Annotated in this window: 19 protein-coding genes and 1 tRNA gene; 6 read left to right on the forward strand and 14 right to left on the reverse strand. The window is 52.6% G+C overall.

Features of this window, described 5'->3' with window-relative positions; all coding sequences use genetic code 11:
• The first annotated feature begins 78 nt into the window (after positions 1–78).
• Positions 79–294, forward strand: coding sequence for a helix-turn-helix domain-containing protein (locus Dpoa569_RS17660; protein WP_050569371.1), 216 nt, complete (start codon positions 79–81; stop codon positions 292–294).
• 109 nt (positions 295–403) lie between these two features.
• Here the strand turns inward: Dpoa569_RS17660 and Dpoa569_RS17665 are convergent, their stop codons facing one another.
• The 5 genes from Dpoa569_RS17665 to lptF all read right to left on the reverse strand — a co-directional run bounded on the left by Dpoa569_RS17665 (position 404) and on the right by lptF (position 5,384).
• Positions 404–1,387: a hypothetical protein gene (locus tag Dpoa569_RS17665; protein ID WP_042868157.1), complete on the reverse strand. Its 984-nt coding sequence runs from the start codon at positions 1,385–1,387 to the stop codon at positions 404–406.
• Between the two features lie 45 nt (positions 1,388–1,432).
• Positions 1,433–2,689 (reverse strand): tyrosine-type recombinase/integrase, encoded by a 1,257-nt coding sequence (locus Dpoa569_RS17670; RefSeq protein WP_042868155.1) that lies wholly within the window; start codon positions 2,687–2,689, stop codon positions 1,433–1,435.
• Between the two features lie 219 nt (positions 2,690–2,908).
• Positions 2,909–2,993 (reverse strand) — tRNA-Leu (locus Dpoa569_RS17675).
• A gap of 218 nt (positions 2,994–3,211) precedes the next feature.
• A complete protein-coding gene (gene lptG / locus Dpoa569_RS17680) occupies positions 3,212–4,282 on the reverse strand; it encodes an LPS export ABC transporter permease LptG (RefSeq protein WP_042868153.1) in 1,071 nt (356 codons plus the stop codon).
• A gap of 1 nt (position 4,283) precedes the next feature.
• Positions 4,284–5,384 (reverse strand): LPS export ABC transporter permease LptF, encoded by a 1,101-nt coding sequence (gene lptF, locus Dpoa569_RS17685; RefSeq protein WP_146411615.1) that lies wholly within the window; start codon positions 5,382–5,384, stop codon positions 4,284–4,286.
• A gap of 282 nt (positions 5,385–5,666) precedes the next feature.
• Here lptF and pepA point away from each other — a divergent pair, with 282 nt between their 5' ends.
• The 3 genes from pepA (at position 5,667) to Dpoa569_RS17700 (ending at position 10,605) form a co-directional block, all read left to right on the forward strand.
• Positions 5,667–7,175 carry a leucyl aminopeptidase gene (pepA, locus tag Dpoa569_RS17690; RefSeq protein ID WP_042868149.1) on the forward strand — a complete coding sequence of 503 codons (1,509 nt, stop codon included), beginning with the start codon at positions 5,667–5,669 and terminating at the stop codon, positions 7,173–7,175.
• 111 nt (positions 7,176–7,286) lie between these two features.
• A complete protein-coding gene (locus Dpoa569_RS17695) occupies positions 7,287–7,736 on the forward strand; it encodes a DNA polymerase III subunit chi (RefSeq protein ID WP_042868147.1) in 450 nt (149 codons plus the stop codon).
• Positions 7,737–7,749: 13 nt separating this feature from the next.
• Positions 7,750–10,605 carry a valine--tRNA ligase gene (locus tag Dpoa569_RS17700; RefSeq protein ID WP_042868144.1) on the forward strand — a complete coding sequence of 952 codons (2,856 nt, stop codon included), beginning with the start codon at positions 7,750–7,752 and terminating at the stop codon, positions 10,603–10,605.
• 135 nt (positions 10,606–10,740) lie between these two features.
• Here Dpoa569_RS17700 and Dpoa569_RS17705 read toward each other — a convergent pair whose 3' ends face one another.
• From Dpoa569_RS17705 to Dpoa569_RS17715, 3 genes are all read right to left on the reverse strand, one after another.
• Complete coding sequence (locus Dpoa569_RS17705; protein WP_042868143.1) at positions 10,741–12,360, reverse strand: methyl-accepting chemotaxis protein; 1,620 nt, start codon at positions 12,358–12,360, stop codon at positions 10,741–10,743.
• A gap of 139 nt (positions 12,361–12,499) precedes the next feature.
• Positions 12,500–13,567 (reverse strand): alpha/beta fold hydrolase, encoded by a 1,068-nt coding sequence (locus tag Dpoa569_RS17710; protein ID WP_042868141.1) that lies wholly within the window; start codon positions 13,565–13,567, stop codon positions 12,500–12,502.
• A 275-nt stretch (positions 13,568–13,842) separates the two neighbouring features.
• Positions 13,843–14,325: a GNAT family N-acetyltransferase gene (locus Dpoa569_RS17715; protein ID WP_042868139.1), complete on the reverse strand. Its 483-nt coding sequence runs from the start codon at positions 14,323–14,325 to the stop codon at positions 13,843–13,845.
• A gap of 323 nt (positions 14,326–14,648) precedes the next feature.
• On the opposite strand from Dpoa569_RS17715, the gene Dpoa569_RS17720 reads away from it, so the two are divergent.
• Positions 14,649–15,152 carry a GNAT family N-acetyltransferase gene (locus Dpoa569_RS17720; protein WP_042868137.1) on the forward strand — a complete coding sequence of 168 codons (504 nt, stop codon included), beginning with the start codon at positions 14,649–14,651 and terminating at the stop codon, positions 15,150–15,152.
• A gap of 75 nt (positions 15,153–15,227) precedes the next feature.
• Here the strand turns inward: Dpoa569_RS17720 and rraB are convergent, their stop codons facing one another.
• Entirely contained in the window at positions 15,228–15,656 is a 429-nt protein-coding gene (rraB, locus tag Dpoa569_RS17725) for a ribonuclease E inhibitor RraB (protein WP_042868135.1), read from the reverse strand.
• 162 nt (positions 15,657–15,818) lie between these two features.
• On the opposite strand from rraB, the gene argF reads away from it, so the two are divergent.
• Positions 15,819–16,835, forward strand: a complete 1,017-nt coding sequence (gene argF, locus Dpoa569_RS17730; RefSeq protein WP_042868133.1) for an ornithine carbamoyltransferase — start codon at positions 15,819–15,821, stop codon at positions 16,833–16,835.
• Positions 16,836–16,924: 89 nt separating this feature from the next.
• On the opposite strand, the gene Dpoa569_RS17735 is transcribed toward argF, so the two are convergent.
• From Dpoa569_RS17735 to Dpoa569_RS17755, 5 genes are all read right to left on the reverse strand, one after another.
• Positions 16,925–18,127: an IS256 family transposase gene (locus Dpoa569_RS17735; RefSeq protein ID WP_146410909.1), complete on the reverse strand. Its 1,203-nt coding sequence runs from the start codon at positions 18,125–18,127 to the stop codon at positions 16,925–16,927.
• 133 nt (positions 18,128–18,260) lie between these two features.
• On the reverse strand, positions 18,261–19,697 hold the full coding sequence (locus Dpoa569_RS17740) for a 6-phospho-beta-glucosidase (protein ID WP_042868131.1): 1,437 nt from the start codon (positions 19,695–19,697) through the stop codon (positions 18,261–18,263).
• 65 nt (positions 19,698–19,762) lie between these two features.
• Positions 19,763–21,193 (reverse strand): PTS transporter subunit EIIC, encoded by a 1,431-nt coding sequence (locus Dpoa569_RS17745; protein WP_042868129.1) that lies wholly within the window; start codon positions 21,191–21,193, stop codon positions 19,763–19,765.
• A gap of 387 nt (positions 21,194–21,580) precedes the next feature.
• A complete protein-coding gene (locus Dpoa569_RS17750) occupies positions 21,581–22,048 on the reverse strand; it encodes a YhcH/YjgK/YiaL family protein (protein ID WP_042868126.1) in 468 nt (155 codons plus the stop codon).
• Positions 22,035–22,334, reverse strand: a complete 300-nt coding sequence (locus Dpoa569_RS17755) for a hypothetical protein (RefSeq protein WP_146411618.1) — start codon at positions 22,332–22,334, stop codon at positions 22,035–22,037. Before Dpoa569_RS17755 ends, Dpoa569_RS17750 begins: the two co-directional genes overlap by 14 nt.
• Positions 22,335–22,396 lie beyond the last annotated feature (62 nt).

Raw genomic sequence — 22,396 nt, forward strand, 5'->3', positions numbered from 1 at the left:
TTAAGATGTCAGGTAACTATACGTACTAATTCTTCCGCATTTACTAAGAGTTACTTAGTGGTATGAAAGCCGGTTTTTATCGAGCGCTTAGGCATTCTTGCCGGGATAGACGAAGCGACAGCCAGCGCTCGCATGAATCAATATGAGCGTGGGATTCACACGCCAGATTTTGAGCTGGCGCGCCGACTGGCTGCTGTGCTGCATGTTCCTGCCTGTTATTTTTATACGGTGGAAGAGGATTTGGCAGAAATGATCCTGTCGTTTTACGACACGAAGGAAAATCCATCCTCATAGTGCCACGGAGCGCCCGTCCCCTCCCCAAAAAGGGGGCGGGCGCGTTATAGATAAACAACCGCTAAATGAAAGTACCATTAGATACATCTGATGCATTTATAATGCTTGTCTATTCTTTAAACCACTTAGGCATATCCGATTGGCTTACAAGTACACGAGTAAATGAATCCTGCCCTTCATCATCTTTAGTACACTTAATCTCCTCAAATCCCCATTGTCCCTCTCGATTGGAAAAATAAACATTATATTTTTCAGTATTAAATCCAAAATACCGCTCTCTTGGATCACTAATATTCAAGTGACCACAGGTTGCAAAAGATCGCCACTCACTACTTGTTGTCCAATCAAGAAATAAAACTATCGAATTATTTGCCCAGCGTGATGCTCCATTTAGTAGCATAGCTGTAAGCATTAACACCCCAAAGAACACCATTAATCGATGCGTGGTCAATTCTTTCGATATAAGAATAAAAATAATATATGATATCGGTTGTAAAACCATAAAAAAATAAATAATAAAAAAATCCAACTTCCACCAGAATGCAAGTAAAGGAGAAGTACTTAAATCCATATTACTAGCCTGCAAGAAATAACTTTCCGCATAAGCAGCCGTAATAAAATACAGCAATGATACCCCACCAAAAAACAAAGACTTAACTTTAATAATGACTTTATTTCCATCGCGTTCAAGAGCGTAGAAAGTGAGAGCACCACTAACTATAACAAATATCGCAAAAGGTAACATCAGCCATCTTGCTATCACAATAAAACCGACGTTAATAAAAAAAATAGACAATGAAAAAACCACCCAGGATAGTAATGATACTATAGCTGATATTTTTTCATAATTACCACCTTCAAGACGAGAGTGAAAATCAACCACCTCCCGAACATTTTTTCTAAAAAAAACAAAAGAAACCAAAGTAAGAATAAGAAAAAATACACATATTGATTTTTTAAAGGGAAAGTCTTTTGCAGTAAAAAAAACATTTCCAACAAGAAAAATAAAAATCATGATATACAATGGATATTTATTTATTTTATCAAAAATCATGATATACAATGGGCATTTCTTTATTTTATCAAAAATCATATATCTCCCTTATATTATTAGGAAAGTAAGTCACACTTAAAAATGCTACTTATCTCTAAACTCATACGGCACAACATGCTCTTCCCGGTTAGCATCCAGATAATCCGCCCACCATTGCAGCATCAGCTTGCGCTCTTCAAGATGTTCGGCTTTGTGGATATACGCAGCACGGACGCCATTGCGCTCCTGATGGCTCATTTGCCGCTCTACGGCATCCCGCGACCACTGACCAGACTCAACTAACGCGCTACAGGCCATAGTACGGAAGCCGTGTCCGCATACTTCGGTGGTAGTGTCATAGCCCATTGTTCGCAATGCACTGTTGATGGTGTTTTCACTCATCGGTTTGGTTGGTCGGTGGTCGCCGGGGAAGACCAGTTCGTGAGCGCCGCTGATAGCCTTAATCTCTTCCAGCAGTGCTAAAGCCTGTCGGGATAACGGCACCAGATGTTCGGAGCGCATCTTTGCGCCACGCTGTGAGTGTTTCACTCCGGGAATAGCTTCACGTTCGGGCGGTATCGTCCACATCGCGCGTTTAAAGTCGATTTCCGGCCAACGGGCAAAGCGTAGCTCACTGGAACGGATAAAAACGCACAGGGTAAGTTTTAAGGCCAGCCGGGTTAACGCTCTCCCTTTGTAGCGTTCAATCCGTGCCAGAAAGTCAGGCAGTTTATCGAGCTTCAAGGCTGGCCGATGCGTCGCCTTTGGCGCAGCTATCGCCCCGGTGAGATCTTGCGCCGGGTTACGCTCGATCAGGTCATTTTGTACCGCGTAACGCATGATGTCGGTAACGCGCTGGCGTAACCGCGACGCCAAATCAAGATGGCCGTTTTGCTCCACGGCTTTAAGCGGTTCAAGCAGGTCTTTGGTTTTCAGGTCGGCAATGTGGCGCTGGCCGATGGCAGGCAGAATATTACGTTCCATGTCACGCCATACCCGTCCAGCGTGCGTTTGTGACCATCGGTTTTGGCTGATGTTTCGGTGCCAGTCCTTTGCCACCTTTTCAAAGGTGTTCAGCGCATCCTGTGCCTGTTCTTTCTCTTCTTCCCGCTTTTCCGTTGGGTGGATGCCTTCTGACAGCAGTAATCGCACCTCGTCGCGTTTCTCTCTGGCCTTCGCCAGCGAAATCAGCGGATAAGCACCGAACGCAATCCGGCTTTCCTTACCGTCAAAACGGTACTTGAGATACCAGCGCTTAGAACCGTTAGGGCTCACCAAAAGGTACAGGCCATGTGCATCTGCGAGCTTATAGGCTTTCTCGCGGGGCTTAGCGGTACGAGCAACAACGTCAGTCAGGGCCATAATTGGGGGTCAACTCATAATCGAAGCGAATTGACCCTTATCTTGACCCCCAAATAATCTGGATGTCAACGGATGCAAAAAGACCGCTGTGGAAAAAACGCACAATCCACACAGGCAATAAAATCAAATTAAATCGTTATTTAACAATGATATATGGAAGTCAGTGGACAATGGCGGACACAAAAAAAGCCACCCGAAGGTGGCTTGATTTTTGAATTTTGGTGCCGAAGGCCGGACTCGAACCGGCACGTATTTCTACGGTTGATTTTGAATCAACTGCGTCTACCGATTTCGCCACTTCGGCACGAAGTAGTACTTTGCGGAAAACGAGGTGGATTATACCTTGGTGTCGGCTCGGCGCAACCCCAATACGTCAACTGACGTTGCAAGCGCTGAAAAAATCGCCGTTACTGCAGTTTCAACGTGTTAATACGTTGCTGTGATGACATTTTTACTGGGCAGGCAGCGTAACGCAGATAAAAAACAGGCGAGCCGCAGCCCGCCTGTTTTGGAAAAGATGAATCAGCGACGTTTCATCAGCAGCATGATGCTGATAAACAGGAACAACGCGCTTGGCAACAGAGCACCCAACACCGGCGGCATGTGATACACCAGACTGAGAGGCCCAAAAATCTGATCCAGTACGTAAAAAAGAAAACCAAAGCTGATGCCGATGACAATCCGCATCCCCGCAGGCACGCTACGCAGTGGGCCAAAAATGAACGACAACGCCATTAGCATCATTACGGCCACAGACAGCGGCGCAAATAGTTTACTCCACATGTTCAGTTGATAACGGCTCGCTTCCTGACCGCTCTGGTGTAAATAGTTGATATAATCGAATAAACCACGAATCGATAATGCATCCGGATCCAGCGTCACCACGCCAAGCTTGTCCGGCGTCAGGTTGGTTTTCCACTCCCCGCTCACCGTCTGGCTGCCGCTAATTTGCTTGCTGTCGCGCAGGTCAGATTCTTCTACCTGAGACAGTTTCCAGGCGCCATTCTCATACACTGCTGACGACGCATAGCGTATCGACAGCAGTTTGCTCTGTTTGTCGAAGTGGTAGATATTGATCCCAGCCAGTTCATTGTCCCCGACCACCCGCTGAATATAGACAAAATCATTACCGTCTTTGGCCCATAATCCGCCCTGGGTTGATAACATCGAGCCGCCGTACATCATTTGTGAACGGTAATTGCGGGCCATCTGTTCCCCTGCGGGCGCCACCCATTCGCCGATAGCCATGGTCAGCAATACCAGCGGAATAGCGGTTTTCATCACGGCGGACGCAATCTGCAAACGGGTAAAGCCGGAAGCCTGCATCACCACCAGTTCACTACGGGTAGCCAATGTGCCAAGCCCAAGCAACGCTCCCAGCAACGCCGCCATCGGGAAGAAAATTTCAATGTCTTTCGGTACGCTGAGCAAAGTGAACACCCCGGCGCCCATCACCGAGTAACCGCCTTGTCCAACCTTGCGTAGCTGATCGACAAACTTAATGATGCCGGAGAGCGACACCAGCATGAACAACGTCATCATGATGGTGTTGAAAATGGTTTTACCGATATAGCGGTCCAGTACGCGAAACATATCAGGCCGCTCCTTTTACTTTCAGGTTGGCGCGCATTTTACGCGCCGGCACGCTATCCCACAGATTCAGGATGGCGGCAAGCGCAAGATAGGCAAAATTGGTTAACCACATCCATACCAGCGGGTCAAGCTTACCTTTGCCGGCGTTGGAGCGCAGCGAACTCTGCAACAGGAAGAACACCAGATACAACAGCATGGCTGGCAACATACTTAGCACGCGGCCCTGACGCGGGTTAACCACACTCAGCGGCACCACCATCATCGCCATCACCAACACAGACAGAATCAGCGTCAGCCGCCAGTGAAACTCAGCTCTGGCGGCAATATCCGACGAACGCCACAGTGTTTTCATATCCATCTGATCAACGTTGTTCGGATCGATCGCAACCGGCTGGTAACCAATAATCGCCTGATAATCGATGAAATCAGTGATGCGGAAATCGCGCAGCATCGCCGTCCCTTCATAGCGCGTGCCTTTGTTCAGCGTCACCACCTGAGAGCCGTCGCTGCGTGCTGCAACCGTACCGCTCTCGGCCACCACCACCGATGGGCGTGAGTTCTCGCGCGGGTGCAGTTGCGCCAGAAACACCCGTTCAAAATCACTGCCGTTCGCCTTGCCGACAAACAGCACCGAGTTACCGTCCTGCGTTTGCTGGAACTGGCCTTCCGCCAGCGACGCTATGCCAGGGTTGGCGCGTGCTTCCGCCAGCACTTCGTCCTGATGCCGCGACGACCAGGGGCTAAGCCACAACACATTGGCGGTGGCGAGTGAAGCAGTCAGCAGCGACAGCAGCAATGCAGCCTTTAGCAATACCCCTCTACTCAAACCGCAGGCGTGCATCACGGTGATTTCACTTTCGGCGTAAAGGCGCCCAAAGGTCATCAGCAAGCCAAGAAACAGACTCAGCGGCAGAATCAACTGCGCCATCTGAGGCACTCCCAGCCCCAACAGGGACAACACCAGGTTCGTCGGGATATCGCCGTCCACGGCAGCCCCCAGTATCCTCACCAGTTTCTGAGAGAAAAAAATCAGCAACAGGATAAACAAGATGGCCACCTGGCTCTTGAAGGTTTCCCGTATCAGGTATCGAATGATGATCACGCTTAATTACGCCTGTGAAAACTTGTATTTTTGCAGGAAAGCCGATAGTTTTTTCGCTAACTCGCCATTTACACTCATTTATGGCAACCTTCGTAGCTAACGCGTTATTAAAGCATCCCTGTTTGTGGGATGTTTATCAGAACCTGCTGAGAATCCTCGCACAGATTCGCTACGTCGTTTAGATTAACACAGGTTATGTTAACGCAACGGCGGGTAAATATTACGGAATGTCTCATTCTAGCCGTAGATCCTACCGTTGTCTTTAAAGATTCAGGAGAGTACATGGAGTTCAGCGTAAAAAGCGGTAGCCCGGAAAAACAACGCAGTGCCTGCATTGTCGTCGGCGTATTTGAACCGCGTCGGCTGTCCCCTATCGCAGAACAACTCGATAAAATCAGCGACGGTTACATCAGCGCGCTACTTCGCCGTGGCGAACTGGAGGGCAAAGTCGGGCAATCCCTGCTTTTGCACCATGTACCCAATATCCTTTCCGAGCGCATTTTGCTGATTGGCTGCGGTAAAGAACGCGAGCTTGATGAGCGCCAGTACAAGCAGGTTGTCCAGAAAACCATCAACGCGCTCAATGAAACCGGCTCGATGGAAGCGGTCTGCTTTCTGACCGAATTGCATGTAAAAGGCCGCAACACCTACTGGAAAGTGCGTCAGGCGGTCGAAACCGCCAAAGAAACGCTGTATACCTTTGATCAGTTAAAGACTAACAAGGTCGAGCTGCGTCGCCCATTGCGTAAAATGGTGTTCAATGTGCCGACCCGCCGCGAACTGACGTCTGGCGAGCGCGCCATCCAGCACGGCCTGGCGATTGCATCCGGCATCAAAGCGGCCAAAGATCTGAGCAACATGCCGCCTAATATCTGCAACGCCGCCTATCTGGCCTCGCAGGCGCGCCAGCTGGCTGACGGCTACAGCCAGATAACTACCCGCGTCATCGGCGAACAGCAGATGAAAGAGCTGGGCATGAACGCCTATCTGGCGGTAGGGCAAGGCTCGCAGAATGAATCACTGATGTCGGTGATCGAATACAAAGGCAATACGGATAACAACAGCAAGCCGATTGTGCTGGTCGGCAAAGGGCTGACCTTTGACGCAGGCGGCATCTCCATCAAACCTGCCGACAGCATGGACGAAATGAAATACGATATGTGCGGCGCCGCCGCGGTGTATGGCGTGATGCGCATGGCAGCCGAGCTGGCGTTGCCGCTCAACATCATCGGCGTGCTGGCGGGCTGCGAAAACATGGTGGATGGCCGTTCCTATCGCCCCGGAGACATTCTGACCACCATGTCCGGTCAAACGGTGGAAGTGCTGAATACCGACGCCGAAGGCCGTCTGGTGCTGTGCGACACCCTCACTTACGTTGAACGCTTCGAACCGGACGTGGTCATTGACGTCGCCACGCTGACCGGTGCCTGCGTTATCGCGCTGGGCCATCACCTGACCGGGTTGATGTCGAACCATAACCCGCTGGCGCACGAACTGCTGGGAGCCTCGGAACAAGCGGGCGACCGCGCCTGGCGTCTGCCGCTGGGCGATGAATATCAGGAGCAACTGGACTCCAACTTCGCCGATATGGCCAACATCGGCGGTCGTCCGGGCGGGGCCATTACCGCGGCGTGCTTCCTGTCGCGCTTTACCCGCAAGTACAGTTGGGCGCATCTGGATATCGCCGGCACCGCCTGGCGTTCCGGCAAGGCGAAAGGCGCGACTGGCCGACCAGTAGCGCTGCTGTCCCAGTTCCTGTTGAACCGCGCCGGGTTGAATGACGCCGAATAATCATCGGCAATCGCCGCCAGCCGGCGGCGTATTCATCCCCTTCCGGCCTGATCCCCGCGCTTGCGGGGATTTGTTATTCTGTCTGTGACCCTCATTGGTATGCGGAGCGCCATGAAAAACGCGACCTTTTATCTCATAGAGAGCGACCGCACCAGCGGCGAACTGAATGCCTGTGAAGCGCTAGCCTGCGACCTGGCAGCAGCGCGCTGGCGTGCTGGTCAGCGTGTGCTGATCGCCTGCGAGAACGAGCAACAGGCATTAAAGCTGGACGAAGCGCTGTGGCAACGCGAACCGCACGCATTCGTACCGCACAATCTGGCGGGAGAAGGACCACGGCAAGGCGCGCCAGTGGAGCTGGCATGGCCGCAGAAACGCGGCAATGCACCGCGCGACCTGTTGATAAGCTTAATGCCGCAGTTCGCAGATTTTGCCACTGCTTTCCATGAAGTGATAGACTTCGTCCCTTACGACGAATCTCTGAAACAGTTGGCGCGCGACCGCTACAAAGCCTATCGCAGCGTCGGCTTCCAATTGACCACGGCGACGCCGCCAACTCACTGACTTTTTGAGCATAATGGAAAAGACATACAACCCACACGATATTGAGCAGCCGCTGTACGAGCACTGGGAAAAACAGGGCTACTTCAAGCCCAACGGCGACACCAGCAAAGAAAGCTTCAGCATCATGATCCCGCCGCCCAACGTGACCGGCAGCCTGCACATGGGCCATGCTTTCCAGCAAACCATTATGGACACCATGATCCGCTACCAGCGGATGCAGGGTAAAAACACCCTGTGGCAGGCGGGGACCGACCACGCCGGTATCGCCACCCAAATGGTTGTAGAGCGCAAGATCGCTGCCGAAGAGGGTAAAACCCGCCACGATTATGGTCGTGACGCGTTTATCGATAAAATCTGGCAGTGGAAGGCGGAATCCGGCGGCACCATTACCCGCCAAATGCGCCGACTGGGTAACTCGGTAGACTGGGAGCGCGAGCGTTTTACCATGGACGACGGCTTGTCCAACGCGGTGAAAGAAGTGTTCGTACGCTTGTATCAGGAAGACCTGATCTACCGTGGCAAACGCCTGGTGAACTGGGACCCGAAACTGCGTACCGCGATTTCCGATCTGGAAGTGGAAAACCGTGATGTCAAAGGCTCGATGTGGCATCTGCGCTACCCGCTGGCGGACGGCGCAAAAACTGCCGACGGCAAAGATTATCTGGTGGTAGCGACGACCCGTCCGGAAACCGTGCTGGGTGATACCGGCGTGGCGGTGAACCCGGAAGATCCACGCTACAAGGATCTGATCGGTAAATACCTGATCCTGCCGCTGGTTGGCCGCCGCATTCCGATTGTCGGCGACGAACACGCCGATATGGAAAAAGGCACCGGCTGCGTGAAAATCACCCCGGCGCACGATTTCAACGACTACGAAGTCGGCAAACGTCACCAGTTGCCGATGATCAACATCCTGACGTTCGATGGCGATATCCGCCAGGAAGCGGAAGTCTTCAACACTAATGGTGAAGCCAGCACCGTCTACAGTAATGACATTCCCGACACGTTCCGCGGGCTGGAGCGTTTTGCTGCCCGTAAAGCGGTGGTCGCAGCGTTTGACGAGCTGGGCCTGCTGGAAGAAATTAAGGCGCACGACCTGACCGTACCGTACGGCGACCGCGGCGGCGTGGTTATCGAGCCGATGCTGACCGACCAGTGGTACGTCCGTGCCGCAATACTGGCCAAACCGGCGGTAGAAGCGGTGGAAGACGGTCGCATTCAGTTCGTGCCGAAGCAATACGAAAACATGTACTTCAGTTGGATGCGCGACATTCAGGACTGGTGTATCTCCCGCCAGCTGTGGTGGGGCCATCGCATCCCGGCGTGGTATGACGATAACGGCAAGGTGTATGTTGGCCGCGATGAAGCTGAAGTGCGCCGCGACAACAATCTGGCCGCGGATGTAGCACTGCGCCAGGATGACGACGTGCTCGACACCTGGTTCTCATCCGCCTTGTGGACATTCTCCACACTCGGCTGGCCGGAACAAACCCCGGACCTGAAAGCGTTCCATCCCAGCAGTGTGATGGTCAGTGGCTTTGACATCATTTTCTTCTGGATCGCCCGCATGATCATGATGACCATGCACTTCATCAAAGATGAAGACGGCAAGCCGCAGGTGCCATTCCATACCGTGTACATGACTGGCCTGATCCGCGATGAAGAAGGCCAGAAGATGTCCAAATCCAAGGGCAACGTGATTGACCCGCTGGATATGGTGGACGGTATTTCACTGGAAGCGCTGCTGGAAAAACGCACCGGCAACATGATGCAGCCGCAACTGGCGGAGAAAATTCGCAAACGTACCGAAAAACAGTTCCCGAATGGTATCGAACCTCACGGCACCGACGCGTTGCGCTTTACGCTGGCGGCGCTGGCTTCCACGGGCCGCGACATCAACTGGGACATGAAACGTCTGGAAGGTTACCGCAACTTCTGCAACAAGCTGTGGAACGCCAGCCGCTTCGTGCTGATGAATACCGAAGGTCAAGACTGTGGCTTCAACGACAACGAAAAAGTGCTGTCACTGGCAGACCGCTGGATTCTGGCGGAATTCAACCGCACGGTGAAAGCCTACCGCGAGGCACTGGACAGCTATCGTTTCGATCTGGCCGCCAACGTGCTGTACGAGTTCACCTGGAACCAGTTCTGCGACTGGTATCTGGAGCTGACTAAACCGGTAATGAACGGCGGCAGCGACGCTGAACTGCGCGGCACACGCCATACGCTGGTCACCGTACTGGAAGCGCTGCTGCGTCTGGCGCACCCGATCATCCCGTTCATTACCGAAACCATCTGGCAACGGGTAAAAGTACTGAAAGGCGTGAACGCCGATACGATTATGCTGCAACCGTTCCCGGCCTTTGACGCCGCGCTGGAAGACGAGCAGGCGTTCAACGATCTGGAGTGGATCAAACAGGCGATCATCGCGGTACGTAACATTCGTGCTGAAATGAACATCGCGCCCAGCAAGCCGCTGGCGCTGTTGCTGCGCGAGGCTTCCGCCGATGCCGCTCGCCGCGTTCAGGACAACCTCGGCTTTATTCAGACGCTGGCGCGTCTGGAGAGCATCACGCTGTTGCCGGCTGGCGACAAAGGCCCGGTATCGGTCACCAAACTGGTAGACGGTGCCGAACTGCTGATCCCGATGGCAGGTCTTATCGACAAAGTGGCTGAGCTGGATCGTCTGGCAAAAGAAGTGGCGAAGCTTGAACTGGAAATTGGCCGTATTGACAGCAAGCTGTCCAACGAGGGCTTTGTCGCGCGTGCGCCGGAAGCGGTAGTCGCCAAAGAACGCGAAAAACGCGACGGTTACGCCCTTGCCAAAGCCAAACTGCTGGAACAGCAAGCCACCATCGCCGCGCTGTAATCAGTCCACGGGCTGAAGCCGAGACACACGGCATCAGCCTGATTGATTACTGGCTGACCCAATAACAAAAAGCCCCGCTTATTATCGCGGGGCTTGTTTATTTGATGTGATTTTGACGGTTATCTCCGGCGCGGGTTACCGAGCACCTACCAGTGCCACCTGCGGCTGCGCCCTGAAGCCGTCAGCCAGCATCGGTTGTGCTTCGTTATCAAGGCGGAAGCTGGCAATCGACTGCTGCAAATGTGTTACCTGCGCCTGTAACGAACTGGCGGCGGTCGCCACCTCTGCCACCAGGCTGGCGTTCTGCTGGGTTACGCCGTCCATCTGAGTGATCGCGATATTGATCTGCGAAATCCCCCGACTTTGTTCGCCGGAAGACAGCATGATCTCGCCCATGATATCCACCACTTTGCGAACATCCGACAGGATCTCATCCATGGTCTTGCCAGCCACTTCCACCAGCCCAGCGCCTTTTTCAATACGGCTCAGCGAGTTATCGATCATGGTGCCGATCTCTTTAGCAGCCGTCGCACTACGCTGCGCCAGCGTACGCACTTCGGACGCGACTACCGCAAACCCTTTGCCCTGCTCGCCTGCCCGCGCCGCTTCCACCGCCGCGTTTAGCGCCAGCAGGTTGGTCTGAAAGGCAATGCCGTCGATTACACCGACGATGTCGGAAATACGGGCTGAACTCTGCTGGATAGAACGCATGGTATCCACCACTTCCGTCACCACATCACCGCCGCGGGATGCAGAATCCGACGCTTTCTGCGCCAGATCGTTGGCTTTGCGGGTGTTGTCTTCATTGTTGCTTACCGTGGACAGAATCTGCTCCATACTGGAGGCGGTTTCATCCAGCGACGCCGCCTGCTGCTCAGTACGGCTGGATAAATCAATGTTACCGGACGCAATCTCCTCAACGCCGACGCTGATAGCGTCGGTACCATTGCGCACCACCCGTACCATATTTTCCAGCCCGTCGCGCATATGCTGCACCGCACCAAACAACTGGGCGATTTCATTATTACCGCGAATATCGATTTTGGCGCGCAGATCACCTTCAGCAATCTGACCAAACACGGCAATCGCCTGATTAAGCGGTTTCACTACCAGATTGGTCAGAATCGACCAGGCAAGCGTCGCCAATACCAGCGCACACACAATCACCACCGACAAAATGACCTGCATACGGCTAACGCGTGTATTCGAGTCACTGTAAGCCTCATCAATACTCTGACGTTTGTACTGCACCAGCTTTTTCGCCGCGTTGTCAAAATCGGCGTACAGCGTGGTGGATTTCCCGGCACGTTGGCGGTAGTCATCCAGATTACCGGCTTCCAGTGCAGTAAACGCCGGGGTGATGAACTCACGCATCAGGGTGTCTCGTTTGGCCGCCATGTCGGAAGAAATCGCTTTTTCCTGTTCGAATTGTGGATAAGTCAGGTATTCCTGCCACTTCTTGTCGGCATCATCAATCTTGCCTCTGGCGCGTTTAAGCGCCACGGTAGCGGCATCCTTATCCTCTTTTCCCATCAGGGATTCATACAGACGTAAATCCAGGCGCGCGCGCAATAATAATTCCGAGCTTTCATTCAGCGCCACCAACCCCGGCAGCACAGTGTTATCCACATACGCGAACGATTTATTACCCGACTGAACAGCCACCAGCCCCAGAACACCGACAATTAATGACAGCAAAGCCAAAGAAAACACCATAATACTGAGTGTCGTGCGGATCTTTATCTTACGAAACATAATGCTCCCTGTGGTTTAGTAATGAAAAGTCATGAGCTTCAACTCACACGTAAACCGCAACAAAAATGAAAAGGAAATATCATGAAAGGGAAAGGCCGACTTTATTATTTCATCGTCGGCCCGACACGGTTAATATCGATTATTTAGTATGGGCTGGAACCGCAGCCAAAAAATCACCCAATTTATTTTTGTAAAATTTCGCCGACATCATCGTGGCATGACCGCTGGTTTCTTTACTTGCCGGAATCAAAAACAGCTCAGCGTGTTTCACCTTTTTCAATTCACTTTCCAGTATTCCTGTTTCAATCGGATTACGCTCATCATCAGCGGAATTAATCACCAGTAGCGGTGCCTTAATACGGCCCAATTCCGGCGAGGCGTTATAATCCGCAGAGGAATTCCAGATATAAATAAAGTCGTTGGCATCGGCAGTGACCGGAGCCGCCAGACGTTCATCCACCAGCTTGTCCGCCAGCGCGCGAGTCGGCGCTTTACTCTGATAGGCAAGAGTACCGCCGGTGGTGGCGATGCTGAACATGATGTTGGCCGTCTGCAACGACGGCGGCTGGGTGGTGTAATCACCGTTTTTCCACGCCGGATCGCGCTTGATAGTCTCAATCAGCATTCGACGCAACATCCAGTTGCGACCCGACAGCTCGTTCGGCTGCGATGCCATCGGCACCAACGCATCCATCATGTCCGGGTATTTTTCACCCCACATCCAGGTCTGCATTCCCCCCATCGAATATCCCATTACCAGACGCAGATGCTTAATACCGAGACCTTCAGTCAACAAACGGTATTGCGCCAGCACCATGTCATCGTAATTATATTGCGGGAATGTCGTACGCAGGCCGTCAGACGGTTTGGCGGATTTTCCGGAACCAATGCTTTCAGGAATAATGATGAAATAGTTGCTGGCATCCAACGGCTGTCCGGGGCCAAATAACTCGCCGCCAAAACCCGCCGCCAATAAGGCGCTGATCGGTTGGTTAGTCCCGTGCAGTAATAACACGGCAGGCTTTTTACTGTCGCCCAACGTGTAATAATGAATACGAAGATTATTGACGGTTTCTCCGGTATGGAATCGAAATTCAGGTGCGACCCAATTCCCTTCTTGCGGTTGTAATGTTTGTGCAGTCGAAAACGGGGATACACCAAACAGAAAAACCAAGCCAGCCAGTCCAGACAACAAGCGATTAACCATAACACAACTCTTCCGTAATCATTGGCAGGAATCCTGATGTTAATGTTTTCTGTAAAATATCCCAATAACGTTCGCTGGCTAACCATTGAAAAAGTAATTATATGCCACCAATTTTAGTTAGTGCGGTATATAATTCACACCTAAACAATAACAATGAAATAATCCATGCCATAATTCTGCTCAGATATCCGACGTTAACTCAAAAAAGCACCCGTCGTTGCTCTTCGGTTGTCGATATTGTCGCCTGCATACAGCGATAACAACACACACCATCATCACAACGACAAGTGCAGGAACTGGTTGAATTCGCTGGCCTTATACTCAGCAAACGCCTCGCCATTGACAAAACCGTGTTTACGGTACAACGCCAGTGCCGGTTCAAACGCCGGGCCGCAGCCCGTTTCCAGACTCAGGCGCGACAAACCGCGTCGGCGAGCTTCATCTACAATATGTACCAGCAAATGAGCTGCAACCCCCTGACGTAAACACTGCGGATGAGTACGCATTGATTTCAGTTCACCACTGCCATCCGGCAACATTTTCAGCGCGCCGATACCGGCTATCTGCTCACCGCGCCAGACGCTCCAGCACGTCATTTCCGGTGCCTGCAAGCCGGATAAATCCAACGCGAATACCTGCTCAGGCGGTGAATTATCATGCATACCCGCCAGATGCAGGGCAACCAGCGCCCTGGTTGCCTCACCGGTCAGGTCATCAATGCGGATGGCCAATGGTTCCCGCAGGGATATGTTTGTCATTATCATCAGCTCCATTAGCAAAAAATTTCAGGGAGTACAGATAGCCATCAGATAGCGTACCGGACCGGAATAATGACGTCGGCAGCTGGTGCCGATTTGACGTTTTTCGTTGCGGAATCAGCGGTATTGTCGTTCAATTACCGCCTCGCTAATCCATCCGTGAGCTTTTCGTTACACCCCGTTATCAATAACAGGGTGTTGAGCCAGTCTGCCGGTACGTATAATCGGCGGTACATATGATCAACCGTTCGTATCATCAGAACACGTCAGCCGGTTGCCGATGTGCTCGATCTGACTGAATTCTGCCGACAAAAGTGAGCAACATGACAACATCAGCGTCTACACCACTGCTGACCCGCCCGATTACGGCTGCCGATAATGCGGCGATTGCCAGCGTTATCCGCCGGGTTTCCGCTGAATTCGGCCTGACCGCCGACAAAGGGTATACCGTGTCCGACCCGGATCTGGACCAGTTGTTCGAACTCTACTGTCGCCCCGCCAGCGCCTACTGGGTGGTGGAGTGTAATGGTGAAGTGGTAGGCGGCGGCGGTCTGGCACCGCTGTCCGGCGGCGAACCGGATGTCTGCGAATTACAGAAAATGTATTTTCTGCCGCTGGCGCGTGGACAGGGCATCGCCCGGCAACTGGCGGAACAGGCGCTGGCATTTGGCCGTGAACAAGGGTTCCGCCGCTGTTATCTGGAAACCACTGCGCACCTGACCAGTGCTATCCACCTGTATGAAAAGCTTGGCTTCCAACCTATCCCACATGCCATGGGCGATACCGGCCATGTAGATTGTGAAATCAGAATGCTAAAAACGCTGTAAGCGTGCGGGCACTCTCACTGCGCCATGCAGAAAACACACCGCCCGGCGATTGCCGGGCGGTGTGTCAACAAGGAATCAATGGCGCTTACCGTCATCATCCTCATCATAAAAGTCTTCATCTTCCCCGAACTCGTCTTCATCCTCACCGTTCGGGTCTTCAAAATAGGTGCCCCAGCCGTCATAGTTGACGCCATGACGTTCAGCCAGATCAAGCAGCTGTTCTACCTGCTGATCGATAAGCTCAGCGTTCAGCGCGACTTCACTGATAGCATCGCAGCACATCAGCACCGCGCCGTCTTCCATTTCCATCTCTTCAGCGTCCGTCACTTCGTAACCCAACTTGAACGCTTCTACCGCCACTTTCTCCAGTTCTTCAAATTTCTCGGCTGAGAAATGGTGTTCGATGGTATAGAGCGCATCGGGATCGCTGCCGTCCTCCAGCAGTTCTTCGATGATCAGGCGGGTCTCTTCACGTTGTTCTTCCAGCAGTTCGCGGTTTGCCATGTCTCAATCCTCATCAAAGCGGCAAAGATAGGGGTATTTTCCCACAGCCTCGCCTCTCTCTCCACCATAAAGTTTGAACTCAGCACTTGAATTTGAATATTTACACATATAAAGTGAATTTTAATTCAACCTTCAGCGTTGAGCCACATGGAGAAAACAACGATGAACCCGTTTTACAAACGCCATTTTTTACGGCTGATGGATTTCACCCCAGCTGAAATCAGCAGCCTTCTGTCCCTCGCCGCCACCCTCAAAACCAATAAGAAAAACGGTACCGAGACCCGCCACCTGCAAGGTAAAAACATCGCACTCATCTTCGAAAAAGATTCGACCCGCACTCGTTGCTCTTTCGAAGTTGCTGCGTACGATCAGGGCGCTCAGGTCACCTATCTTGGTCCCAGCGGCAGCCAAATCGGCCATAAAGAATCGATGAAAGACACGGCCAGAGTGCTGGGCCGCCTATATGACGGCATCCAGTACCGCGGTTATGGTCAGGTGCTGGTGGAAACGCTGGCGGAATTTTCCGGCGTGCCGGTATGGAACGGCCTGACTAACGAATTCCACCCCACCCAGTTGCTGGCGGACCTGCTGACCATGCAGGAACACCTGCCGGGTAAACCGCTATCAGGCATGAAACTGGCCTACGTGGGCGATACCCGCAATAACATGGGCAACAGTATGCTGGAAGCCGCCGCCATCGTCGGGCTGGACCTGAGGTTGATCGCGCCCAAAGCCTGCTGGCCGGATGCTGGTCTGGTTGCGGAGTGTCAGGCGGCAGCAGTCAAAACCGGCGGTTCAATTACGCTGACAGAAGACGTGACGACCGGGGTAAATGGCGTGGACTTTATCTATACCGATGTGTGGGTTTCAATGGGAGAACCGAAAGAGGTGTGGCAACAGCGCATCGATCTGCTGCGCCCCTATCAGGTCAACGCAGCGATGATCGCCGCTACCGGCAACCCACAGGTGAAATTCCTGCACTGCCTGCCGGCATTTCACGACGATCAAACCACCCTCGGCAAACAGATGGCCGAGCAGTACGGCCTGCACAACGGCATGGAAGTCACCAACGATGTGTTTGAATCCGCCCACAGCATTGTGTTTGATCAGGCGGAAAACCGTATGCACACTATCAAAGCGGTGATAGTGGCGACCTTGAGCCAGAGCGTCGAACTGTAAACAGCCAGGATTAATGAGCGACATCAGAAACGAGCCGCTCAACAGTGGGCCGAAGAGAGCGTTCAGAATTCTGTGTCACGTTAAAAATTCTACAGCGTCATCACGTTATTTAGTCGCCCTTCAAAATAAATGGCCAACTGTGACAATGTCAAATTCCAGCTCTGGATGGGCATTGTCCATTTTTCCTGTGCGTTCATCAGCCCCAGATAAAGCAGCTTCAACAGACTGTTTTCATTCGGGAAAGCACCTTTGGTTTTGGTCAGCTTCCTGAACTGTCTGTGCACCGATTCGATAGCATTTGTGGTGTAAATGACTTTGCGGATATTTGCCGGATAGCGGAAGTACGCTGACAGATTGTCCCACTTGCGTCGCCACGACTGGAGCACCACCGGATACTGCAACCCCCATTTCGCTTCCAGCTCATCCAGTGCCATTTCGGCCGCTTCTTTTGACACTGCACGGTAGACTGGCTTCAGGTCGGTCATGAAGGCTTTATGGTGCTTTGAGGCCACATATTTAATCGAATTGCGTATCTGATGAATGACGCACAACTGCACTTCCGTCTGCGGATAAATGCTGTTTATTGCCTCTGGGAAGCCGGTCAGCCCGTCCACGCAGGCAATCAGAATGTCTTTAACACCGCGATTTTGCAGGTCGCTTAATACCGACAGCCAGAAGTTAGCCCCCTCACTTTCTGACAGATACAGGCCCAGAACTTCCTTTTTACCTTCCAGATTCAGGGCCAGCACGGTGTAAACCGCTTTGCTCTGATAGCGGCCATCTTCCCGAATTTTATAGTGAATAGCGTCCAGCCAGACGAAGGGATAAACCTGCTCCAGCGGGCGCTGTTGCCACTGTTTTAGTTCAGGGATGACTTTATCGGTTACTGCACTGATGGTGGCAGTGGACACGCTGAAGGCATATAAATCTTCGATCTCCCGGCTAATGTCCTGATAGCTCATCCCCAGTGCAAACAGGCGAATGATCTTGTGTTCGATCTCGTCGGATAACGTGGTCTGATGTTTTTTCACCAACTGGGGTTCAAAAGTGCCATTACGATCGCGCGGAGTCGCCAGTTCGAAGCTGCCCGTCGGGGCTTTAATGGTCTTTTTGCCGGAGCCATTTTTACGGTTAGCTTCAACGTCCTGAGCCAGATGAGAGTCCAGTTCCGCAGAGAGGGCAGCTTCCGTTAACTGTTTGATTAAAGGCGTTAAGATACCATCTTTGCCCGTTAATGCCTGACCGGACTGGAGGGCTTTAAGCGCTTTATCGAAATCGAAGGGCTGGGACATATGTCATTCCTTTTTGATTGTATATTACCGGAATGACACAGAATTTCTAACACTCCCGGGCCGAATACGAATAGCCGAATAACCAGAGTTATCGGCCCACACGCTTATCCTCAAACAGTTTACAGTAACCGGTTTACAGCTCCTCGCCGTTTGAGGCAATCACCCGCTGATACCAGTGGAAGGATTTTTTCGGCGTGCGCACCAGCGTTCCGGTGCCATCGTCGTGTTTATCGACATGGATGAAACCGTAGCGCTTAGCCATCTCTCCGGTAGTGAACGACACCAGATCAATACAGCCCCACGGCGTATAACCGATTAAATCGACACCATCTTCCCATACCGCCGCCTTCATCGCTTCAATATGCGAGCGCAGGTAATCAATACGGTAGTCATCCTGACACACGCCGTTTGCATCCGGCTTATCGACGGCGCCCAATCCGTTTTCCACGATAAACAACGGCACTTCATAGCGTTCATACAACGTCACCAGCGCATAGCGCAGCCCGGTCGGGTCTATCTGCCAGCCCCAGTCGCTGGCTTTCAGATGCGGATTGGCAATCGAATGTTCGGAACTACCGTCCATACTGGCGTCGATACGGTTCTGCACATCGTGCTTCACGACATTCGACATGTAGTAGCTAAAACCGATGTAGTCCGCCTTGCCTTCCCGAAGAATCTGCTCGTCTTCCGGCTCCATATGAATGTGGTAACCCTTGAGCGCCCACTCGCGCCGCGCATAGGCTGGATAGTGGCCGCGAACCTGCACATCAGTGAAGTAGAAACGGTCATGCATCGCTCGTGTTGCCAGCATCACGTCTTCCGGGTGGCAGGAATGCGGGTAGTACGGCACAAACGAGCACATGCAGCCCACGTTGATATCCGGATTGATCTCATGCGCTTTTTTCACGATCAACGCGCTGGCGACGAACTGATGATGCACCGCCTGATACATCGCTTCTTCCGGCTTCGCCTTCTGCGGGAACTTCACGCCGGAACACATCCAGCCGAAAATCTCCGCCGACACGTTCTTCTGGTTATTGATCTCGTTGAAAGTCATCCAGTATTTCACTTTGTGCTGATAGCGCTCAATCACCGTAGTGGCGAAATGCACGAAGCAGTCCAGCGTTTTGCGGCTCATCCAACCGTCGTAGTGCTGCACCAGATGCAAAGGCATCTCGAAATGGCTGAGGGTCAATACCGGTTCGATACCGTGCCTGAGCAATTCGTCGATCAGGTCGTCGTAAAATTTCAGCCCTGCCTCGCACGGCTGCGTTTCATCGCCATTGGGAAAAATGCGCGTCCAGGCAATGCTGGTGCGAAAACATTTGAAACCCATTTCCGCAAACAACGCGATATCGCTCTTATAACGGTGATAAAAGTCGATGGCTTCATGGTTCGGATACGACTCGCCGGGAACAACGCCATCGGTGATGCGCCGCAGTTTGCCGTGCGCACCGGCGGTCAGCACATCCACCACGCTCACACCTTTGCCGCCTTCATTCCAGCCGCCTTCCAACTGATGCGCCGCTACTGCGCCGCCCCATAAAAACCCTGCAGGTAACTGACTCATATTTTCCACCTCTCTTTCAGTACCGTCACACACTGACGGCAAAACATGCAATATTGACAGTTATATCAAACCGATGCGTTTGTTCGGGTCGCCGCCGGCGCATCCGCCGCGGACGCGGTGGCCGTTTCTTCCACTGGATCATCAAAGCCCACCACCATCACCAGCCCGACAGTCAACACGATAGCCACGCCGCAACCAGCCAGCTCACCAATAAACGACATTGGCGCAGACGGATTGATGGCGTTGATCACCGTCAGTACGCCCGGCAATGCAGCGTAGGCGTAATACAGCGAGCCGAACAGGCTGGCGACAACTGCGCCTACCGCGCCGCCGATGCAGCCGCAGATAAAAGGTTTCTTGTAGCGCAGCGTCACCCCGTAAATAGCCGGTTCAGTGATACCGAAAATCGCCGTGACCCCTGCGGACATCGAACGGGCTTTCAGTTCCCGATTGCGGGTTTTCAAAAAGCAGCCGAACGCCGCCGCCATTTGGGCAACCACGGCAACGGTCTGGAACGCCTGAAACGAGTCATGACCATTCAGATCAAAGTTAGCCATCACCACCGGCGTAATGCCCCAGTGCACGCCAAAGATCACGATGATCTGCCACACGCCGCCAATGATGGCTGCCGCCAGCGCCGGAAAGGCGTTAAACAACGCGTTGTAGCCAGCGGCGATCCCGGTGGCTACCCAGGTACTGGCCGGGCCTATCAACAGCAATGTCAGCGGCACCACAATCACAAAGCAGATCAACGGGGTAAACAGCGCGCTGACGATATCCGGCAAGCGCTTTTCCACCCAACGTTCCACCCATGCCAGCACCCATACCAGAAACAGCGGCGGCAACACCGACGCGGTATACACCGTTTTTGCCAGCGGCAGCCCCAGGAGGGTGATTGACTCGCCGGCGGCGATTTTCCCCGCCATTAAGGTCCATTCCGGGTTGATCAACGCGCAGCAACACAGCATCGCAATATAGGTGTTGCAGCGAAAATGGCGGGAAGCCGTCAGGGCGATAAACACCGGCAGAAAAGCAAACGGCGTCCAGGACATGAAATTGAGCACACGGTAGGTGCCGGTCAGCGCAAAACCGGTAGAGAGCTGCTGAATAACGATCAGTATGCCTTGCAGTATCCCTGCCGCGGCCAGAATATATACAATCGGCGCGAACACCGCCGACATGGTAGCGATTACCGTATCCAGCACACGTCGGCGGGGGGCTTCATCACGCTTTGCGCCCTCACCAAGTAACGCCGCCATCTGGTGGTACACATCCGATACATGTACGCCGATGACGACCTGAAACTGACCCGCGCTTTCCACTACCGCAATCACACCAGGCAGATGCTGAATTCGCGCTTTTGCGTTATCAGGCGTTTGCGCCAGTATCAAACGTAGTCGGGTCGCGCAACGGGAAAAATCGACAATATTCGCCTGACCGCCCACTTCCTGCAGAATGCTCTGCGCTAATTTCGCATAATCTCTGATCCCTGACATGACGCCACCTTATATGTTGGTATTCGGTAACCACGTTGTCGTTCGGCCACATTTGTCGTTCGACTAAAAATGAAACCGGTTTCAGACTGCATGAAAGCCGTGATTACTGCAACCGGTTTCATTACACCTCACGCTGGTTTTACGGGCGGGATCACATCCTATATAACGCGAATAGCAAGGGAGACAACAGGAAAAACGAAGGAGGTCAAAACTCCGCAGAAGGCTGTCGGCAAACCGGCATGGAATACGAGGCGATTATAGGCATATGCCGCATCCATGCGGCGCATCGGCAAAGTTGTTTGCCTCAGCTCGGCATTTTAAGCCGTAGTCCCTTTCAACTTGCACACAAGTGGTTTATCAGCAAGACAAAAAAATAAAAACAGTCACTTACAACACCAGTGACGCATCAATTTTCACCACGGCCTTGCGTACGTGAGCCGGCTCGCCGACAGCGCACAGCGGCTTGTGCACATCACCGGGGAAGAACACCACGAAATCGCCGGTATGTAACACAAACTGTTTTTCCTGCTCGCCAGCCGGCAGGAACGCGATGTCTTTATCGGCCAGCAAGTCCACGTCCGGTTTGCCTGCCGGCAGATTGCTGAAGGTCATGCCTTCGGTGCCGTTTAACACAATCTGGATATCCAGATATTTCGCGTGATACTCAGCGCGGCGTTTCTCGAACGGCTCCGTGCTGTCGTTCGATACCAGCACAAACATCTTATTGCCGTCGATATCATGTTTACCCAACGGGGTATCGGCGTTGATGTGCTGCTTCACGTACTCAATCGCCTCACGCAGTTTGGCAGGCAGATAGGGAACCAATTCCAGATGCTCGACATTACCGGTAATCATGATCGCTCCTTAAATAATTCAAATAAATTGAAACAATGTTTTGATTGTTTATACTCCTGTCAACATCGGCCCGCCAGTCAACGATAGTAAAAAAGTGATCCGAACGATGCGTTTTCTCTTTCGATGAAACACATCCCGCAACCGATTGCCCACCGCGAAAAGACAGCATTTTTCTGCTTGAATTCACCTCTTCGGCGCGTATAATTCCGAACAATTTGCCGGGAGGGAACATGTTTAACGCTGCCGTTTTTGTGGGTGCCGCACCGCAACTGCCTGTTGGCAGCATGACAGCGTTTTTCCTTCCGTTACCTGATCGATTTATAAAAAAAGCCCCTCGTTGAGGGGCTT

Source organism: Dickeya poaceiphila (genome assembly GCF_007858975.2).
Taxonomy (GTDB): domain Bacteria; phylum Pseudomonadota; class Gammaproteobacteria; order Enterobacterales; family Enterobacteriaceae; genus Dickeya; species Dickeya poaceiphila.

Bases quoted from the DNA above. Each gene is read 5' to 3' on its own strand.
- Dpoa569_RS17665 (WP_042868157.1), bottom strand. From the start codon at position 1,387: ATGATTTTTGATAAAATAAAGAAATGCCCATTGTATATCATGATTTTT.
- Dpoa569_RS17670 (WP_042868155.1), bottom strand. From the start codon at position 2,689: ATGGCCCTGACTGACGTTGTTGCTCGTACCGCTAAGCCCCGCGAGAAA.
- lptG (WP_042868153.1), bottom strand. From the start codon at position 4,282: ATGTTTCGCGTACTGGACCGCTATATCGGTAAAACCATTTTCAACACC.
- pepA (WP_042868149.1), top strand. From the start codon at position 5,667: ATGGAGTTCAGCGTAAAAAGCGGTAGCCCGGAAAAACAACGCAGTGCC.
- Dpoa569_RS17695 (WP_042868147.1), top strand. From the start codon at position 7,287: ATGAAAAACGCGACCTTTTATCTCATAGAGAGCGACCGCACCAGCGGC.
- Dpoa569_RS17700 (WP_042868144.1), top strand. From the start codon at position 7,750: ATGGAAAAGACATACAACCCACACGATATTGAGCAGCCGCTGTACGAG.
- Dpoa569_RS17705 (WP_042868143.1), bottom strand. From the start codon at position 12,360: ATGTTTCGTAAGATAAAGATCCGCACGACACTCAGTATTATGGTGTTT.
- Dpoa569_RS17710 (WP_042868141.1), bottom strand. From the start codon at position 13,567: ATGGTTAATCGCTTGTTGTCTGGACTGGCTGGCTTGGTTTTTCTGTTT.
- Dpoa569_RS17715 (WP_042868139.1), bottom strand. From the start codon at position 14,325: ATGACAAACATATCCCTGCGGGAACCATTGGCCATCCGCATTGATGAC.
- Dpoa569_RS17720 (WP_042868137.1), top strand. From the start codon at position 14,649: ATGACAACATCAGCGTCTACACCACTGCTGACCCGCCCGATTACGGCT.
- rraB (WP_042868135.1), bottom strand. From the start codon at position 15,656: ATGGCAAACCGCGAACTGCTGGAAGAACAACGTGAAGAGACCCGCCTG.
- argF (WP_042868133.1), top strand. From the start codon at position 15,819: ATGAACCCGTTTTACAAACGCCATTTTTTACGGCTGATGGATTTCACC.
- Dpoa569_RS17735 (WP_146410909.1), bottom strand. From the start codon at position 18,127: ATGTCCCAGCCCTTCGATTTCGATAAAGCGCTTAAAGCCCTCCAGTCC.
- Dpoa569_RS17740 (WP_042868131.1), bottom strand. From the start codon at position 19,697: ATGAGTCAGTTACCTGCAGGGTTTTTATGGGGCGGCGCAGTAGCGGCG.
- Dpoa569_RS17745 (WP_042868129.1), bottom strand. From the start codon at position 21,193: ATGTCAGGGATCAGAGATTATGCGAAATTAGCGCAGAGCATTCTGCAG.
- Dpoa569_RS17750 (WP_042868126.1), bottom strand. From the start codon at position 22,048: ATGATTACCGGTAATGTCGAGCATCTGGAATTGGTTCCCTATCTGCCT.
- Dpoa569_RS17755 (WP_146411618.1), bottom strand. From the start codon at position 22,334: ATGCTGCCAACAGGCAGTTGCGGTGCGGCACCCACAAAAACGGCAGCG.